22 protein-coding genes and 2 pseudogenes are annotated in these 15384 nt (G+C 37.9%); 15 read left to right on the top strand and 9 right to left on the bottom strand.

The window, feature by feature from the left end:
- Positions 1 to 137: 137 nt before the first annotated feature.
- From QNH10_RS16410 to QNH10_RS16400, 3 genes are all read right to left on the bottom strand, one after another.
- Positions 138 to 587 (bottom strand): hypothetical protein, encoded by a 450-nt coding sequence (locus QNH10_RS16410; RefSeq protein WP_283732402.1) that lies wholly within the window; start codon positions 585 to 587, stop codon positions 138 to 140.
- A 14-nt stretch (positions 588 to 601) separates the two neighbouring features.
- Complete coding sequence (locus tag QNH10_RS16405) at positions 602 to 880, bottom strand: hypothetical protein (protein WP_283732401.1); 279 nt, start codon at positions 878 to 880, stop codon at positions 602 to 604.
- 205 nt (positions 881 to 1085) lie between these two features.
- Complete coding sequence (locus QNH10_RS16400) at positions 1086 to 1286, bottom strand: helix-turn-helix transcriptional regulator (protein ID WP_283732400.1); 201 nt, start codon at positions 1284 to 1286, stop codon at positions 1086 to 1088.
- A gap of 182 nt (positions 1287 to 1468) precedes the next feature.
- On the opposite strand from QNH10_RS16400, the pseudogene QNH10_RS16395 reads away from it, so the two are divergent.
- Positions 1469 to 2286, top strand: a pseudogene (locus QNH10_RS16395) (DUF368 domain-containing protein).
- Here the strand turns inward: QNH10_RS16395 and QNH10_RS16390 are convergent.
- The 4 genes from QNH10_RS16390 to QNH10_RS16375 all read right to left on the bottom strand — a co-directional run bounded on the left by QNH10_RS16390 (position 2279) and on the right by QNH10_RS16375 (position 5784).
- Positions 2279 to 2617 (bottom strand): DUF5658 family protein, encoded by a 339-nt coding sequence (locus tag QNH10_RS16390; protein WP_283732399.1) that lies wholly within the window; start codon positions 2615 to 2617, stop codon positions 2279 to 2281. The pseudogene QNH10_RS16395 and the gene QNH10_RS16390 overlap by 8 nt on opposite strands.
- Before the next feature lie 152 nt (positions 2618 to 2769).
- A complete protein-coding gene (locus QNH10_RS16385; protein ID WP_283732398.1) occupies positions 2770 to 4260 on the bottom strand; it encodes a catalase in 1491 nt (496 codons plus the stop codon).
- A 209-nt stretch (positions 4261 to 4469) separates the two neighbouring features.
- A complete protein-coding gene (locus tag QNH10_RS16380; protein WP_283732397.1) occupies positions 4470 to 4958 on the bottom strand; it encodes a DedA family protein in 489 nt (162 codons plus the stop codon).
- A gap of 34 nt (positions 4959 to 4992) precedes the next feature.
- Positions 4993 to 5784: a phosphatidylserine decarboxylase gene (locus tag QNH10_RS16375; protein WP_283732396.1), complete on the bottom strand. Its 792-nt coding sequence runs from the start codon at positions 5782 to 5784 to the stop codon at positions 4993 to 4995.
- 56 nt (positions 5785 to 5840) lie between these two features.
- Between QNH10_RS16375 and QNH10_RS20750 the strand changes: the two genes are divergently transcribed.
- The 5 genes from QNH10_RS20750 to QNH10_RS16355 all read left to right on the top strand — a co-directional run bounded on the left by QNH10_RS20750 (position 5841) and on the right by QNH10_RS16355 (position 8566).
- Positions 5841 to 6110 (top strand): CDP-alcohol phosphatidyltransferase family protein, encoded by a 270-nt coding sequence (locus QNH10_RS20750; protein WP_347177898.1) that lies wholly within the window; start codon positions 5841 to 5843, stop codon positions 6108 to 6110.
- Between the two features lie 5 nt (positions 6111 to 6115).
- Positions 6116 to 6373 (top strand): CDP-alcohol phosphatidyltransferase family protein, encoded by a 258-nt coding sequence (locus tag QNH10_RS20745; protein WP_347177897.1) that lies wholly within the window; start codon positions 6116 to 6118, stop codon positions 6371 to 6373.
- A 248-nt stretch (positions 6374 to 6621) separates the two neighbouring features.
- Positions 6622 to 7407 carry a helix-turn-helix domain-containing protein gene (locus QNH10_RS16365; protein ID WP_283732395.1) on the top strand — a complete coding sequence of 262 codons (786 nt, stop codon included), beginning with the start codon at positions 6622 to 6624 and terminating at the stop codon, positions 7405 to 7407.
- Between the two features lie 252 nt (positions 7408 to 7659).
- Complete coding sequence (locus QNH10_RS16360; RefSeq protein ID WP_283732394.1) at positions 7660 to 8214, top strand: hypothetical protein; 555 nt, start codon at positions 7660 to 7662, stop codon at positions 8212 to 8214.
- Positions 8215 to 8293: 79 nt separating this feature from the next.
- Positions 8294 to 8566, top strand: a complete 273-nt coding sequence (locus QNH10_RS16355; RefSeq protein WP_283732393.1) for a YesK family protein — start codon at positions 8294 to 8296, stop codon at positions 8564 to 8566.
- Positions 8567 to 8716: 150 nt separating this feature from the next.
- On the opposite strand, the gene QNH10_RS16350 is transcribed toward QNH10_RS16355, so the two are convergent.
- Positions 8717 to 9280 (bottom strand): hypothetical protein, encoded by a 564-nt coding sequence (locus tag QNH10_RS16350; protein WP_283732392.1) that lies wholly within the window; start codon positions 9278 to 9280, stop codon positions 8717 to 8719.
- A gap of 464 nt (positions 9281 to 9744) precedes the next feature.
- Positions 9745 to 10164, bottom strand: coding sequence for a DUF3888 domain-containing protein (locus tag QNH10_RS16345; RefSeq protein ID WP_283732391.1), 420 nt, complete (start codon positions 10162 to 10164; stop codon positions 9745 to 9747).
- Between the two features lie 103 nt (positions 10165 to 10267).
- On the opposite strand from QNH10_RS16345, the gene QNH10_RS16340 reads away from it, so the two are divergent.
- The 9 genes and pseudogenes from QNH10_RS16340 to QNH10_RS16300 all read left to right on the top strand — a co-directional run bounded on the left by QNH10_RS16340 (position 10268) and on the right by QNH10_RS16300 (position 15325).
- Positions 10268 to 10672, top strand: coding sequence for a GNAT family N-acetyltransferase (locus QNH10_RS16340; protein WP_283732390.1), 405 nt, complete (start codon positions 10268 to 10270; stop codon positions 10670 to 10672).
- Positions 10673 to 10687: 15 nt separating this feature from the next.
- On the top strand, positions 10688 to 10936 hold the full coding sequence (locus QNH10_RS16335) for a hypothetical protein (RefSeq protein WP_283732389.1): 249 nt from the start codon (positions 10688 to 10690) through the stop codon (positions 10934 to 10936).
- Positions 10937 to 11029: 93 nt separating this feature from the next.
- A complete protein-coding gene (locus QNH10_RS16330; RefSeq protein WP_283732388.1) occupies positions 11030 to 11803 on the top strand; it encodes a Cof-type HAD-IIB family hydrolase in 774 nt (257 codons plus the stop codon).
- 563 nt (positions 11804 to 12366) lie between these two features.
- Positions 12367 to 12747, top strand: a complete 381-nt coding sequence (locus tag QNH10_RS16325) for a hypothetical protein (RefSeq protein ID WP_283732387.1) — start codon at positions 12367 to 12369, stop codon at positions 12745 to 12747.
- Positions 12748 to 12923: 176 nt separating this feature from the next.
- Positions 12924 to 13067, top strand: coding sequence for a hypothetical protein (locus QNH10_RS16320; protein ID WP_283732386.1), 144 nt, complete (start codon positions 12924 to 12926; stop codon positions 13065 to 13067).
- A gap of 83 nt (positions 13068 to 13150) precedes the next feature.
- Entirely contained in the window at positions 13151 to 13684 is a 534-nt protein-coding gene (locus QNH10_RS16315; protein WP_283732385.1) for a hypothetical protein, read from the top strand.
- A gap of 43 nt (positions 13685 to 13727) precedes the next feature.
- The gene (locus QNH10_RS16310) at positions 13728 to 13919 is read left to right on the top strand and encodes a DUF6366 family protein (RefSeq protein WP_283732384.1); all 192 of its coding nucleotides are present in this window, start codon (positions 13728 to 13730) and stop codon (positions 13917 to 13919) included.
- A 32-nt stretch (positions 13920 to 13951) separates the two neighbouring features.
- Positions 13952 to 14239 carry a hypothetical protein gene (locus QNH10_RS16305; RefSeq protein WP_283732383.1) on the top strand — a complete coding sequence of 96 codons (288 nt, stop codon included), beginning with the start codon at positions 13952 to 13954 and terminating at the stop codon, positions 14237 to 14239.
- A gap of 241 nt (positions 14240 to 14480) precedes the next feature.
- A pseudogene (locus QNH10_RS16300) lies at positions 14481 to 15325 on the top strand (pirin family protein).
- Positions 15326 to 15384: the final 59 nt, after the last annotated feature.

Raw genomic sequence — 15384 nt, 5'->3', positions numbered from 1 at the left:
CGGATTCAGAAATAAACGAGCGGATTCAGGAATAAACGAGCGGATTCAGGAATAAACGAGCGGATTCAAGAATTAACGAGCGGATTCAAGAATAAACAAGCGGTTTCAGAAACTCCCACGTCCAAAGCAAGCCCCGATTATTTTTTATAATGATGCCGGTAGGAGAAGAAGTACGCGAGCAAGCCAGATATCGGAATAAAGCCGATACTTAAAAATATGAAGAGCGGCTGCAATATACCATCAAATATTTGAAAGAAGGCAACGCTCGAAATGACGACAACAGAGATAACAAGCATTGTAGAAAAGGCGATTTTATAAGCGTCTCCGCTAATTTGTTGTTCCCGTTCATCTTTCGGATTGAATTCCGGGATGAGATGCCCGTAGAAGGCGATTCTTCCGCCATTTTTCTTGATATGTTTCCTTTGATGGAAATAGATTAATAACAAGGAAAGTAGGACAAATGCTTGAAAGTAAAGATGAGAACTATTATGGTTTGCACCTGTATTATGAAGAACACTAAACATAAGCAGGCAGAATGCTACGATTAACATGATTCGCAGTACAATCGCAATTGTTAAGTCTCTCATAGAAACCTCACCTTTCACTTGTATTGCAGTACTTTATAAACAATGAGATACGAAATCAATCCGACAATAGGGATTGATGCAGTTGTAAAGAGTGGGTACCAAATATGGTCGACGAAATAATTTGGGATGTACATATATGATCCAATCATTAATAGTGAATAGATAAGTAGAATAGAAAACGCATGACTAACTGCTTTTCTTGTATTGCCGACAGCCCTTTCGTCAGAAACATCATATTCGAAGGTGAGAAATGAACGTTTATCGGCATTTTTATTTCTCCAAACGATAATCACTAGGACAATGTTGGCGACTAAAAAGTATGGTGGTTATTATGACAAATAGACCAGGCCATGGGGAGATGTACAAGCTGAATCCATCAATAAACCCTCGTTCCATCTGAATAAAACTTTGCTCTAACTTTAAATAATCGTAAACCATTACAGATAGTGAAATGAACAACATAATCCGTAAAAAAACAGCGATATTCATTTTCATTTTTCAACTCTCCTCCTTCGAAAATATTTCCTCGATCGGCAGTTTGAAAACTTCAGCCAGGTTCATAGCTAAAAGCAGGGAAGGGGTGTAACTCCCTTTTTCCAACGCGACAATTGTTTGTCTCGTCACACCAACTAAATCTGCCAATTCACCTTGCGTAATATCAAAACGTGCCCGTAGCTCTTTCACACGATTTTTAATCAAATCGAAGCCTCCTCTGCTGAATGGAAACTATCACTTGTGTGTATAGTACACTTTACAATATGTAAAGTCAACCATACATATGTGAGAAAAATAAAAATAGTCCTACTGTACTTTAAATGGTTGTCGACAATGGGTAAATGGTATACTACTATCACAGAAATAATACTGGAGGAAATGGATTTATGGAATGGAAAAATATTTATCGTGGATTCTTAATGGGAATCAGCGACTTGATTCCAGGCGTGAGCGGAGGAACAATAGCGTTCATACTTGGTATATATGATCGGTTATTAACCGCGATCAGCGGATTTTTCAGCCGGGACTGGAAAAAACATATTGGATTTTTAATGCCGCTTGCTATTGGCATTGGTCTTACATTATTGCTCTTTAGTCGGGTAATCGACTTCTTATTAAAAAATTATCATCAGCCTACGCAATTCTTCTTTCTTGGACTGATCATCGGTGTTATTCCGTTCATCTCGAAACAGGCGGGTATGAAAAAGAATTTTAAGTTTGGACATTATATCTTGTTGCTTGTTGTTGGGGCAGCTCTTGCTTCGACTTCTTTATAAGTCCGGCTGATTCTACAGTAATTACTTCATTGACGTTGAAAAATGTGTTGGGCCTTTTCTTTGCAGGATGGTTAGGTAGCATGGCAATGCTCTTACCTGGTGTTAGCGGCTCTTTTATCTTACTCCTGCTTGGTGTATATTCGACTGCGATCAATGCGCTTTCTACGCTCAACATCCCCATTATCATTGTCATTGGGACTGGTGTTATAGTTGGTTTTATTGTCAGCAGTAAAGTAATTCGTTTTCTGTTGGAAAACTATACCTATGCAACATTCGCAAGCATTATTGGTTTGATCATTGGATCAATATTTGTCATCTATCCTGGGATACCGGAAAGCGGAACCCCGTTCGTGATGAGCATTATTGCACTCATCACGGGGCTGATTGTTGCCAATATCTTCAATTCAGCAAGTCCTTCATCTAAATGAAAGCTGTCATAATTACAATCCAGGAAATATGAATGCTAATTACCACAACATAGACGATAATCGCTATGACGATTAAGTTTTTCAAATTAGATGATGGTTTTACGAAACGCATTAATGTGAATAAGAAAAATGGCAGACTTAATTTTACAAAATAAAAAAGAACAATGCTTAAATCGTATATGTATCTAACGAATGGATTCGATTCTTGGATATGACCATTGCGCAATCCAAGATCAGTGAAGAGGGCATCCATCAAACATAAACAAAAAAGAAGAAAACATGTATTCAATAATCGATCCTTGGATTGTGGAAGAGTTTTTGCTGTTTCCATCTTCATCATCTCTCCTGTTTTGTAACTTTCTATAACTGTTAGGATATGAAGTGGAAGAGGGTTTTATTCCATGCGGGCCAATTATTTGGCAAGAAGATAATTAAAGAAAACGCCAACGATAGGGGAGAGGCTCCCCGTACGTTGGCGTTTTCTTATTTTACAGTTTCTTGTTCTAAAACATCACTCATCGGAATGCCTAATGCATTCGCGACTCCTTCTCCGTAAGCCGGATCAGCAAGATAGCAGTGTCGAATATGTTTGTACTTAATTTCCTTAGGTGCATCACCTAAATTACGTGCAGTATTTCCGAAAAGTCTTTCCTTCTGATCATCGTCCATCAAGTTGAACAATTTACCAGGTTGTGTGAAGTAGTCATCATCGTCTTCACGGAAATCCCAATGTGCGGCATCTCCATATACTTTAAGTGGTGGCTCTTTGAAGTCCGGTTGCTCTCTCCATTCGCCGAAGCTATTTGGCTCATAAGAAGTTCTGCCTCCGTGATTTCCGTCAACACGCATTGCTCCATCGCGGTGGAAACTATGGAATGGGCACTTCGGTGCGTTTACAGGAATTTGGTGATGGTTTACACCAAGACGGTATCTTTGTGCGTCGCCATATGAGAACAATCTTGCTTGCAACATCTTATCTGGTGAGAAACCGATCCCAGGCACGATAGCTGCAGGAGTAAATGCTGCTTGTTCAACTTCTGCAAAGTAGTTGTTAGGATTACGATTCAATTCGAACTCACCAACTTCAATAAGAGGGAAGTCACCTTTATACCAAACTTTAGTTAAGTCAAATGGATTATAAGGCATGTTCAATGCTTCGTCCTCTGTCATTACTTGGATATACATCTTCCATTTCGGGAAGTCCCCATTGTCGATTGCTTCAAGCAGGTCGCGTTGGTGTGTTTCACGGTCAGTACCGATCAACTCTGTAGCTTGTTCGTCAGTCAGATTTTCAATTCCTTGTTGGGAACGGAAATGGAACTTGATCCATACACGCTCGTTATCAGCATTGATCATACTGTATGTGTGGCTGCCGAATCCATGCATATGACGATATGTTTGTGGAATTCCGCGGTCACTCATGACGATTGTAATTTGGTGTAGTGCCTCAGGCAGGGATGTCCAGAAATCCCAGTTGTTTGTTGCACTACGCATATTTGTACGTGGATCCCGTTTAACGGCATGGTTCAAGTCAGGGAATTGAAGTGGATCCCTGAAGAAAAAAACCGGTGTGTTGTTTCCGACTAAATCCCAGTTACCTTCTTCTGTATAGAACTTAAGAGCGAAACCACGGATATCACGTTCAGCATCAGCCGCACCACGTTCGCCGGCTACAGTAGAGAAGCGGGCAAACATCTCTGTTTGTTTTCCAACTTCAGAGAAGAGCTTGGCCTTTGTATATTTAGAAATATCATTAGTTACCGTAAATGTTCCATATGCACCTGAACCTTTTGCGTGCATGCGGCGCTCAGGAATGACTTCGCGATCAAAGTGGGCAAGTTTTTCAAGTAGCCATACATCCTGTAAAAGGACTGGACCGCGTGGACCTGCTGTCATAGAGTTTTGGTTGTCGACTACTGGAGCACCAGCTGCGGTAGTCAACCTTCTTTGAGAATGATTATCATTATTCGTCATTGATAATGCCTCCTTGACTAATAGTCTTGTATCTTCACCTCCAACTATAGCATATGTAGTATATGAATACTACAGTTATTTATAATAATTATCGATAAAGAATGGCTATTTATATCTGAATAATAGGAAGTCCAAGAGTTATCAATTATAGGATGATAAAAAATGAAGGTACCCAACCAAAGGGTACCTTCGCTAAATCGCTTCTTTATTTACTGAAATGGAAATTTGATCCAATAACCAATTGATAAACAAATAACCGTTGAAACACCAGTACCAATTGATGCGAAAATCAAATATCGCCGCATATCCATTTCAGCACTTCCTGATAAATAACAGATGATATGTCTCATCCCAGGTACAAAATACCCCAAAGTTACTGCCCATGGTCCATATTTTTCAAACCATCGATCCACACGCTGAAGCCGGTTAGGGGATAGTCTGAACCATTTTCCATATTTAGTCAATAAAGGCTTTCCTAGATTTCTACCCAAAGCATAGGTGAAAACTGTTCCTGTCATCACACCTAAAATGGTAATAATTAATGCGGCAGGATAATTTAATGTCCCAATCGAAGTTAAATGTCCAATGAATGCAACTACGAGTTCGTCGGGAAGGGGTAATCCGAATATGCCTAAAGCTAAAAAGAAGTAAACAGCAAAATAACCATAATGAAGAATAAAATCATTGAATTGTAGCATATCTTTCCCCTTCTTGTGAAGATTTCCGTGATTCTTAGGTGCGGGGAGTAAGCTTCCATTCTCCAATCGACTGTCCCAATCTTACCTCAGAATTTGTCGAGATGGTAGATTGGAATGCGTTTTTATTCTCAAGTAATAAAATGACTGTAGAACCAAAAGAAAAGTAACCGAACTCCTCTCCTTTTCGGCATTCCTTCGATGAATCATTTATGTGGATGCTATTGACATTAAGGGCACCCACCTTAATCATTGCGATTTTGCCGTGCGAAGTCGATAGTTCAGAAATGAGCCGATAATTTGTAGCGAAAGGTTGATTGCCAAGACGCAGCCCTAAATCATTTACTGGAAATGAAGTTGTGCCAAGAGCGTATCGAGATAACAATTTGCCGTCGTATGGATAGTGGAAATGATGATAATCTCTTGGTGAAAGGTAAAATACATAAAAGAATCCACCTTCATAGACATTTGCTATCTGGTCATCTCCCAAAATTTGTTTTATACTATATAGATAATCTTTGATCATGAAAGTCTGATCTCGCTCGATTGTACCGGAAGCACTCAGAATTCCATCTACCGGGGATATCAATATTTCATCTTGAAAGTCGATTGGACGTGCACCTTGTTTTAAATTTCGCGTAAAATAGGCTTGAAGGCTATCATAATGTTCAATAGGAAACTCAGCTTCTTCCTCATTGATAGTATATGTCCGAGCGAAAGGTTTTATCAGCTTTCGACTAAACCGAGAGCTTGTCACGGACTTTAATAGCGAAGAAGAAACAGGATGCCCGGTTAGTTCTACAAAGTATTTGAACAATGCTTTTTTCATTCCATCAGTCTCCAATGCTTTAAATAAATCAACCATACTAAGATGGAGGAATCATTATGTTTTTATCGAGATACTTAGATTATACTAAAATTAAAGGTCAATTGGCTAATGCAATTACTGTTATAAATCTCAGCTTTGGAATAATAGCGATTATCCTTATTGCACGTGAACTTAGTCATATGAGTTTAGTTTTCATCTTCCTCGCTGCTCTTTTCGATCGTTTCGATGGAATGGTCGCACGTCATTTCCATTCCGAGTCTTTGTTCGGTAAAGAACTTGATTCGTTAAGCGATTTAGTTTCTTTTGGTGTTGCCCGGCGCTTCTAATCTATATGACTGACTTATCCGAGATGCTATGGGTAGGGATTGCAGCTACTGTATTTTATATTGTTGCGGGTGCTATCAGATTAGCTCGATATAACGTCAAGGAATTCGACGGTGCGTTTTATGGTGTGCCGATTACAGTGGCGGGTGTACTCTTAACATTATGTTACTTCCTGAGTCCATACATCGGACCTCAGTTTTTCGTAATCATCATGGTCGTTCTTGGATTTGCGATGATAAGTAATATCCGTATTGCTAAAGTATAACATTGACAGGCGGAGGGAATTTCCTTCGCCTGTTTTTTTGTGTACTCGTATACCTAATTTTAAATGACGATATCAACTAACCGTCAAAAAACTTGCGCTAGGGAAATCCGAGAGTAGGTTCAGGAATCGTTGCTGCTCGTCCCATTGTTGATCGAAATGAGCATTTAGGCCTGTTTTAAAAAACATTCCAAGTTGAGTATCCCTTTTGATCTTTTCTATCTATATAGATGGTGAAGGGGGAGTCATGAATGACATACTATCTAAAGGAATACGCACGCTTCTCAACAATTGAAGAAATGGACGCAGCTACCGAACAGCATTTAATGAAACATTGGGATGAACTGACGAAATCAGATCGTCAGGTTCTCGAAGTGATTCGTCGGTATTCGGTAAAATATGGCGCAGCACATTTGAAACACAGAACAATCGAGGAGATTATCGGTAAAGCGAACGTGACGGTGAGGCGCGCCATAAGCAAGCTTGTAAGCTTAGGCATCATTGATAAAATCCACTTTATCCGCCCAGTAATGAGCGGACTCGGCGCTAACATTTACATCATTTTGCCTTTCGATGAACAGGGGAAAATGGACGACCGTGACCATGACGACAAACCGCATGAGGACGAGGAAACCAAGGGGATTTCAGAGGGTCAAGCTCTTCTTTCTAAATCTCTATTAAAATCTAAAGATCTTAACTACACGTCTCAGCAAGAACCGTCAAGGTTATCCACAAGTCTATTTGGTCGGATGAAAGATTTGCTTGCTGGAACAATTGGTGAAAGTAAATTAGCCCGTGAGTTCTTCGGAATTCACAGGGCTATCTCCGGACGGATGATGAAATATGAAATTTATCAAGAAGATGGACATGTATTCGAAGACCTTGCTTATCGTGCATTGATGATCACAGTGATGGCAACGAAGAAGAAAGTAATCCATAATTTGCCGGGGTATTTCAAGGGTGTTTTAGATAAATTGATCGATGAAACATATTTCAAGGACATTTTCATGCTATATGATAAGCCGGTATGGAACTGAAAAGGATATAGCTTAGCCTCTGCTGAATGACTGGGTAGCCGTAATGTCTTCCATCCTTGGTTTAGAAAGTATATTTATTGCTTTTGACTGAACCTTTTGAAATTGAAAGGTTGATTCATGTTATAATAAATGACTAATGGATTTTTAAGGTAGTGGTAATCGGCATCAATATCAGCTCTAAAAAAGATGTTGCTACCTTAATTAAAGTTTACAGGTTGGATATATTGTGGTAATTCAAAGGGGATTTGTACAGTGAAGAAAATAATAATAATACTTGTATTTATTGTTAGTGTTGTAGGTATTTATCTTTTAAATGTAGCATCCAAAGACGATATGGTTGAAATTAGAAAAGTTGTTGTTTCATTAGAGAAACCAGAGTTAAGGGTAGCCCATATTGAACTACTTGAAAAAAATAGCGCGGTAGCGTTTTATGAATGGGGTCGTGGTGAAGAATCTTCATTTGGGAGTGTACTCTTAAAAAAAGGACTTTTAGGTTGGGAGATAATTAACGGAGGAAGTTTGTATCTGTTAGAGGAATCAAAGGTAAATTGGGGACATTTAGATCTGCGAGATAATTTATCGAATTATACAGATTTACTAAGAGGGAAAATAACCGACCCTAAGATAGAAAGAGTTAATGTTATTACAAAGAACGGAATAAAATATCAAGCTACAGTAAGAAAATATAATAATGATGATGATAGTTTTTGGTTCCTAATTTCAAATGGAGAGGAACTTTTAGGTGCTACCATCATGGCGATTTCTTTTGAAGGGGATGTAATTGAGGAAATTCAAACAAGTAATTGACTTTTAACAAACGGACCAGTAGCTGAATAAATGTACATAATATCAAGGATTGTCCAACCGGGACTTTGGAGGTTTTATAATGGATATTTTATTGCCTATTGGTTTTGGAATTGCTGTAAATTTAGTTGTCTTTTTAGTATCTAAAAGTTTAAGACAAAAAAATGAACGGTCATTATTAATTTGCTTAATTGCCTTTTTAGTGGTTTTATTTGTCTCTATTATTATAGGTTCTTGGGTGGGAATGGGGATAGGGGTTGTTAGTTTAGGAATGTTAATTTTTGTGATTCTTACTGGTATCATTATTGCTCTAAAAAGTGACAGGGAATATCAAATTATTAGGCGAGATAACTGAAGATGAATTGCGCCCCATTTTCACTAACCGCGGAAGTTGAAATTCTCCTCTCAGTAAGTGTGAGGTGCAAGATCCTCGTTGAATTTCGAATTGTTTCAGAGATGGTTTAATTACAAGGTATATAGAAATAGGAATACTTGCAATAAGACATCAGAAATCATATTCGAAATAGCTTTTCACGAATTTAGACATGCGGTTTCTGTCATCTGGTTCGCCAATTTGGTCCAAATCAAAATCATAGAAGTACAAATACGCGATACGTTGGTGTTCATCGGAAGTACCAATCATCCCAAAGGATTTCAGATAGCCGTTTCCTTCCAACACTCGGAACACATAGCTGTTTAGTGAGAAATCAACATCCGGACTACTTGTATCAACGCTCGTTTCAGACGTGGCTTTTAGGTTGGAGATCACGTAGTCTTCTGCGAGTTTCCCTTTTTCTCTTTCATAGGTTTGCATGTCATATTCGATCACAAGCACTACCGAGTTGGCCTCGAAGAAGAATATCTTTTTTTGCGTATGTCGGTATTCGATGTCCTTGTATGTTGGCAATTCGTCAAGAGCGGGCATCACGTCTTTTGCTTCCGCATCCATTGCGGTACCCGTGTTCAGGTACTCATCGATATCCGTACTTGTCTTGCTGCAGCCCGTCAGCAGGAGTACAATGGTCATCATGATCAAGAGTCTAATAAGCAAAACAGATTGTCGTTTCAAAACTCCCATCCCCCTTCAATTTTGCTTTTGATAACAATTCCGTTCTTCTTATAGAACAATCCTACTCCAATAGTTGAACAAGAAAAGTACCGTCTAACAGCTATAATATGCTTTTTTAATTTTTATGAAAACAATTTGGCACTTCATGTAACGAATTCGATTTCCATTCTATAGATTAGTGTACCAGCCATCATCAAAAGATAGGAGGAATTTAGCAGGGTTGTTGTAACTTTTGAATATTGAGTTGCGGTAGTCATGCATCTTCTTTGGTTTGTGAAGGTGTGTTTTTTTGTTTTAAATGAAGATTTTGAAATCAGGTGTAACACTCATGATATAATAGCTTAAAGGAATTTTAAGGGAGCGTTACCTATGCATAATTCGCACATTATTTGAGGGAACCATCCTTCCAATCAATAAAAATAAAAAGACGCGATTCTTGAATTAGAATCAGCGCCTATAGCCACTTACTTCATGGCATTTTTCGTTAACTCCTCAAATTCCTTGTCCGAGATAATCCGATGAGAATACGATATAACACTATAATTGGCATTCCCCCCGTTACCAGGGAAACGAATCGTCATGCGAATTAACTTGTAGGGTGGACTATGTGCACCTTCGAATCCGATGACCCGTAATGTGACATCGTATTGGCCATTATTTTGGGATATTTTTTCAATTCTTTCGTTTTCGAATAACTGAGTATCGCCGTGAGCTTCCATAATATCAAGGATTGTCCAACCAAGACTTCTCAGAAATGCCCCTTCCAATAAACTTGGAAATTGATCTTGAGGGATTATTTCAGTATCTGCAGTTGCTTTTGGAGTCCCACCGAAACTGAGCAGAAGAAATGTAAGAATTATTGCGGGGAGCATAGTTTTATTCATCCGGAACACCACCTTTTGAGATATAATTCCCTAAATGACGGCGCTTATGCTTATCGGGTGAATATCGTAATCAGAGGTTACTAAATTAAGAGGAAGTGTTCATATGCAAACAATAGACTATACAATCGAACCCCCTGAAGATTTCAAGCAAATGCAATCCCTATATGAATCACTGGGATGGAACTCAATTAATTTGACGATTAGCGAGCTAAAACAAATGTGTCTCGGAAGTTGGTATACAATTTATGCCTTTGAAGGGGAACAATTAGTGGGGACGGGACGCGTCATATCGGATGGTGTGATTACTGGAATCATCTGTGGATTAGGCGTTCTACCGAAATATCAGCGCAATGGTATAGGCAAAGCAATATTGAATCGTCTAATTCAACATTGTGAATGTAATCGGGTTATTCCCCAACTCATGTGTGAAGAGCATTTAGAGTCCTATTATGAAAATTTTGGATTTGAGAAGTTTACTGTTGGTATGTCGCGAAAAATAAATCGATAGTAGGGGGACGTTAAGATGGCAAAACGTGGTGCTGGAATTGCATTTATTGCGATATCTGCTTTTTTAATATCGGTTAAGTATATAAGTGCTGCAATTTTTGGTTCTGGAGTTGCAAGTTGGGATAAGGGGTTATTTGATGCGATGCTCTCTTATGTTGGAAATACTTTAAACATTTTTAGTCTATTGTCTTTACTTGTAGGTATTTTATATATCGCATGGGGAGAGTATGAGGAATTAAAACGTAAAAAGGAAACTACTATCTAATCTTTATATAATCAGTCCATATTGCGGTAATGACATAAATTTCATAGTATTCTTGTGGAAATTCACGGCGAAATAATTCAAAAGGAGTTTACGATGAATTATAAGATTATATTTTTTGATGTTGATGGAACACTTATAAATTATGAAGATGGTTGTATTTCTACAAGTACAAAGAACGCTATACGAACGCTGAAAAGTAAAGGAATCAAATTAGTAGCAGCAACCGGTAGACCATTATCGATGTGTCAGGAGTTAAAAACTTTAGGAATAGAAACCTTTATCACAGCGAATGGTGCGTATACTAAACACCAAGATGAAGTGATTCATAAAATACCATTACCAAAACACATTGTTCATTCCGTAAAAGAAATCGCGGAAGAAAATAAACAAAGTCTTTCTTTTTTTACAGAAGAATTAACAATGAACGGAATACAGAGTCCTCTTACCTTCCAAGCGATGAGTGAGACACTTTCATTAACGGAATATCCTAAGCTAAATGAAGAAAATCATAATGAAGAGATATACTTAATGTGTTTATATGCCGGAGAAGAAATCATCCGAGATTATGAAATACAATTCCCAAATTTAATATTTCAACGCTGGCATCCACATATCGTCAATGTTTTGCATGAGGATGTGTCAAAATCAATTGCCATTAAAGAGGTGTTGAAGTATTTCAATATACATTATAGCGAGGCAATCGCATTTGGTGATGGGGATAACGATATCGATATGTTAGAAATGGTAGGCTATGGTATTTCCATGGGAAATGGAAGTGATAAATTAAAAAAGAGTGCTGACTTCGTAACGAAAAAGTCAAATGAAGATGGAATTGAATTTGCATTACGCTATCTTCAATTAATCTAATATCGGGGGATTGGATCAATGTTATATGAATTGTTTAAATATAATTGGCAAGTTAGAGACGAATGGATTGAATGGTCTGATAAATGCTGACTTTTCGTAAATCAAAGAAGTCTTGAGAGCGCATTCAATATCAATAAAATAAAACGAGGTAGGCCGCTCGGTTAGTTTGAATCTTATTCAACTCGATTCTTCTATAAATGATAAATAGATGGGGGAATGAATATGAGTCCAATCGTCAATATTTTTATTTTTGTTTTAATAGTAATACCTATGTTTATCTATTCAGCTTACCTGATTTTTGTAATGTTGAAGAACACTGATTCAGGGAAAAAGTATATTCTGTTCGGAATACAAGTTTCATTGATTGGTGGAATATTAGTTCTCGATGACAATATAGACTTTAATGGATATGAGTACAGTATTGTTATTTTAGGTCTAATTCTTTCAATCGTGGGAATGAGCAAGAATAAATATTCTTCATAAAACATAATTAAGCAAACGGGTGCAGTTGTCGCAAATCAGTTGCGCCTCATGCGGGCCATTTTGTCAGGAGTGTTTGTCAGTTGAAATTTAAATTAGTCGTGACTCTATTGATGCTCAGCATAGCTCTGAATTTGTTTATTTTAGGAAAATGGTTACTAATTGAGCAATGGTATACACCATCTTCAGAGGAAAAGATTATTTTAAGCGAAATGATCCAAAAGACAGTCGAGAGCGAAGACTTTAAGAGGATTGCTGAAGATGAGAATATAGTGGCTATAGAAGCGAGTATGGACAAGAGAAAAGGTGGGAAGTTCCCTTATTATTTCGGTGTTAGTGTCCGGACTGATAAACAAACATTCATATTCTCTTGTAGCAGTAAGGAATGCGAGACAATGGAAAATGGTGAATGGACATACTCCAGATATAAAGATGAAAAACCGCGCCTTCCTTTTAGTGAATAAAAGGCCAATAATATATTGCAATATGGCCAAAAGTTAAAATGCTGATGTAACCTAATTGTGAAAACAACTGTAGGATGATACACGGGGATTAGAACAAGTTGCAGGGATAATTATTACAGCAAATATGGTGTATTTGAAGGGAAAGTATGAAATCTATAGGGGATTTATGTATTCTATTGGGGATAGTATTAAGTTTGGTAGGTTTACTTTATAAGCTCGGAGTATCTGATTCAATTTATTTCCAATACGCATTCGCGATAGGCATCATCTTGTTTGGCATTGGCATTCTATTAGATGGAATAGCTAAAAGAAAAATATAACCTGTATTTATGACTGGCTTTCGCGAAACGGGCGCAATTCCGGAACAAGGATGTGCGGCCCTACTACAATAGGGGGATAGTATATGAAAACAAAATTAACTGTTTTATTTTTGCTATTAATGACTTTCATTATTTTCATTTACTATAAGGTAAACTATAAGGATTTTGATGAAGCTATCAGCGAATCGAATGTTCAAGTTGATGAGGTTTTCCATACTATTGACTTTGATGATTACAAGATTATTTTTTATGGCGATGGTGATGTTTTATCTGTGGCATCAATTGAAAAGACCCTTCTCGGCTATCGGTGGGTGTTTGGGGCGGGAAGTAAGCTATTCAATGAAGAGGATAGAATGTTGACAAGGGCGTTTAGTAACATAGAGTCCACTAATCAAAAATCGAATAAAGAACTAATATCCCTGACTTTCGGGGTAATTAATGATCCTTTGATAGAGTCACTTGAGATTAAATATAAAGACAAAGATTTTGCCGAGGCTACAATCATAGAAACAAGTAAGGGACGAATTTGGTATTGCTTTTCGAAGCTCCCAATTAATTATGATCCCGAAGTAAAAGTCAATTATATGGACGGAACAGAAAAGAATGGTTGGCATTGAACGGGCGCTTTAAAAGGAAAACGAAAGGCACTGGAGGAAGGACATGGGTAGAGATAACGAAACTCCTGAAAAAAGAAGAGAGAGGCTAAGGCAAAAAGAATTAAAGCATCCCTCCAGTAGTATTCGCGGAAGTAACCTGTCTGATCTTGTTGGTGGTTTAGGGTTGAAGGGTACTGGAATAATGATTCTTGTATTAATAGTTGGTTTTGTAATGTACTCCATATTTTTCCGTTAACAAGGATACTTTTTAAAGAAAGGAGGAAGAATGTGTTTTTACTTTTTTGGCCTTTCATGCTCGCTTCAATTGTCTTTTCATTAATTGCCTTAAGTAAGAAAAAGCCGTTGTTTCTCGTTATTTCTTTCTTGTTAATCATACCATTTTCACTTTACTTAGCTGCAACACCGCTATTTAAATGGTGGGGGTTAATCCTGCCGTTTTTTTATCTTGGTTCAGCTTTATCGCTTAGGAAAAATATTATGTGGTTATCGGTTTTGTTAATCCTGCCAGTACTATTAGTATTTGGCTGGCTTGGTTACGTTGTAATAACTCAATAAAATACATTTTAATAGAGAGATATTGCGGTTCTTCATTAAGAAGGATTGCTTTTTTATTTGCAAACATCTTTAAAAGCTAACCTTTTCCAATGAAAATTAAAGTTTTTATTGCCTAAAACTTCCTACGTAATCCATAGTTTCTTAAAAGAAACTACGCCACCTTAAAGTGCGTACTTAACATTCTGAGGGTTAGGGTAGATAATAGGTTCCATAGACACAAACAAATTAAAGGGAGGAATTAATGTTGAATAGCAAAATTTACAATAGAACAATTAGTCATAAATACACCCCTGAATTCCAACGTAATAGTGATATTCATACAATGGCTTGGGTAATTGAACCAGAACAATGGGAGCAACATGATCCCTTTTTGGTTATGGCACATGACCAGATGCGAAGCGGTGTCTTCGGAGTACACCCCCACCGTGGAATTGAAACAGTAACATATATGATTGACGGTAACCTAAATCATTATGATAGCAAACACGGTACAGGGGTCCTTCATCCTGGGGATGCACAATGGATGACAGCAGGACGAGGCGTTGAGCATGTTGAAGATGCTGCTCCTGGGGAATTGGTTAACCTGCTTCAACTCTGGGTCAACATTCCAGCAAAGCAAAAAATGACGGCAGCTCGGTATCAAGACCTTCGAAAAGACTCCATGCCACAAAAAGTGGAAAATGGTGTATCTACTAAGGTGTTTTCAGGCTCAGTAAATGGTTTAACTGCACCAACATTGAATATAACACCAGTTACGATGGTTGAATTTAAAATTGCAGCAGGAAGTGAAAGTACCCAGAAATTCCAGGGTCTTATAATGGATTCTTATATGTTGTAAAAGGTTCAGGCACTTTTGGTTCAGAGCATACACCTGGTAAAGCTGGTGAGGTATTGTGGCTTGGTTTAGGTAAATCTGCAGAAATAAGTGATATTAAAATCAAAGCTGAAGAAGATATGCATGTCATGCTGTATGCAGGAGAACCGATTGGCGAACCTGTTGCAGCAAGAGGTCCATTCGTTATGAATACAGAAGAAGAAATTCTTCAAGCCTTCGCTGATTATAGAAATGGGACATTCCTGGACTAATGCAGGGAATTAAAGGCAAAAGGGTCTAAAAATACTAATTCGCGCTTCCCGTTACAACA

The sequence above is a fragment of the Sporosarcina thermotolerans genome, assembly GCF_030067815.1.
GTDB classification, from domain to species: Bacteria; Bacillota; Bacilli; order Bacillales_A; family Planococcaceae; genus Sporosarcina; species Sporosarcina thermotolerans.
Note: the sequence above shows the minus strand (reverse complement) of the source record. Positions and strands in the feature narration are given on the sequence as shown.

Bases quoted from the DNA above. Each gene is read 5' to 3' on its own strand.
- QNH10_RS16330 (WP_283732388.1), top strand. From the start codon at position 11,030: ATGAATTATAAGATTATATTTTTTGATGTTGATGGAACACTTATAAAT.
- QNH10_RS16375 (WP_283732396.1), bottom strand. From the start codon at position 5,784: ATGAAAAAAGCATTGTTCAAATACTTTGTAGAACTAACCGGGCATCCT.
- QNH10_RS16340 (WP_283732390.1), top strand. From the start codon at position 10,268: ATGCAAACAATAGACTATACAATCGAACCCCCTGAAGATTTCAAGCAA.
- QNH10_RS16385 (WP_283732398.1), bottom strand. From the start codon at position 4,260: ATGACGAATAATGATAATCATTCTCAAAGAAGGTTGACTACCGCAGCT.
- QNH10_RS20750 (WP_347177898.1), top strand. From the start codon at position 5,841: ATGTTTTTATCGAGATACTTAGATTATACTAAAATTAAAGGTCAATTG.
- QNH10_RS16310 (WP_283732384.1), top strand. From the start codon at position 13,728: ATGGGTAGAGATAACGAAACTCCTGAAAAAAGAAGAGAGAGGCTAAGG.
- QNH10_RS16345 (WP_283732391.1), bottom strand. From the start codon at position 10,164: ATGAATAAAACTATGCTCCCCGCAATAATTCTTACATTTCTTCTGCTC.
- QNH10_RS16390 (WP_283732399.1), bottom strand. From the start codon at position 2,617: ATGGAAACAGCAAAAACTCTTCCACAATCCAAGGATCGATTATTGAAT.
- QNH10_RS16315 (WP_283732385.1), top strand. From the start codon at position 13,151: ATGAAAACAAAATTAACTGTTTTATTTTTGCTATTAATGACTTTCATT.
- QNH10_RS16335 (WP_283732389.1), top strand. From the start codon at position 10,688: ATGGCAAAACGTGGTGCTGGAATTGCATTTATTGCGATATCTGCTTTT.
- QNH10_RS16365 (WP_283732395.1), top strand. From the start codon at position 6,622: ATGACATACTATCTAAAGGAATACGCACGCTTCTCAACAATTGAAGAA.
- QNH10_RS16380 (WP_283732397.1), bottom strand. From the start codon at position 4,958: ATGCTACAATTCAATGATTTTATTCTTCATTATGGTTATTTTGCTGTT.
- QNH10_RS16355 (WP_283732393.1), top strand. From the start codon at position 8,294: ATGGATATTTTATTGCCTATTGGTTTTGGAATTGCTGTAAATTTAGTT.
- QNH10_RS16410 (WP_283732402.1), bottom strand. From the start codon at position 587: ATGAGAGACTTAACAATTGCGATTGTACTGCGAATCATGTTAATCGTA.
- QNH10_RS20745 (WP_347177897.1), top strand. From the start codon at position 6,116: ATGACTGACTTATCCGAGATGCTATGGGTAGGGATTGCAGCTACTGTA.